Raw genomic sequence first — 582 nt, 5'->3', positions numbered from 1 at the left:
AACAGGGATTGCAGGCTGGAGCTCACTCTGGGAAGGCTGGCAAACACTGCAAAGTAAACTGGACGGCTTTATTGCCGCCAAAGAGATGATGGCTTCGGGGATCAAGATCTGATCAAGAGACAGGTATTGCACCTCTCTGATAACTCCGGTTCGTCCATGTCCGATGTGTTGCAAGCCAAGCCATTTAATAAGGTGCCCAAGTATGTTTTCAAACTTTATGACTCAACTACAACCGGTAAAGTCTCGGATACAACAGCGGGTAGCTCGATATTACGAGATCCTAAAATTCTGTTTTTTCTGGCGCTGTGGGGGCTTTGTGTATTCTTTGGCTTCATCAAGCCTGAGTATATTGATGCTCCTGCTAAGGCCTCTCCGGCTGCTGCTGGCGCCTCTTCGGTTCCTGGGGCGGTGGATGGTACTCCCGCTGATGGGGTACGTCCTGGCGGCGCTCCTGCTGCGTCTCCTGGCGGGGTTCTTTCTGTAGGGCCGTTCGCTGGCTATCGTCTGGTTATCAGTTGCCATGTGTTGGTGAAAGAAGATCCAGGATCATTTCGGGTCGATTATTGCTTTTCTCTTCGCAAG

1 pseudogene is annotated in these 582 nt (G+C 51.0%); it reads left to right on the top strand.

Features of this window, described 5'->3' with window-relative positions:
* Positions 1-156: 156 nt before the first annotated feature.
* Positions 157-582 (top strand): annotated as a pseudogene (locus GWQ22_RS21785) (zona occludens toxin); the annotation flags it as partial.

The organism is Aeromonas sp. 1HA1, from assembly GCF_029237385.1.
Classification (GTDB): domain Bacteria; phylum Pseudomonadota; class Gammaproteobacteria; order Enterobacterales; family Aeromonadaceae; genus Aeromonas; species Aeromonas popoffii.
Note: the sequence above shows the minus strand (reverse complement) of the source record. Positions and strands in the feature narration are given on the sequence as shown.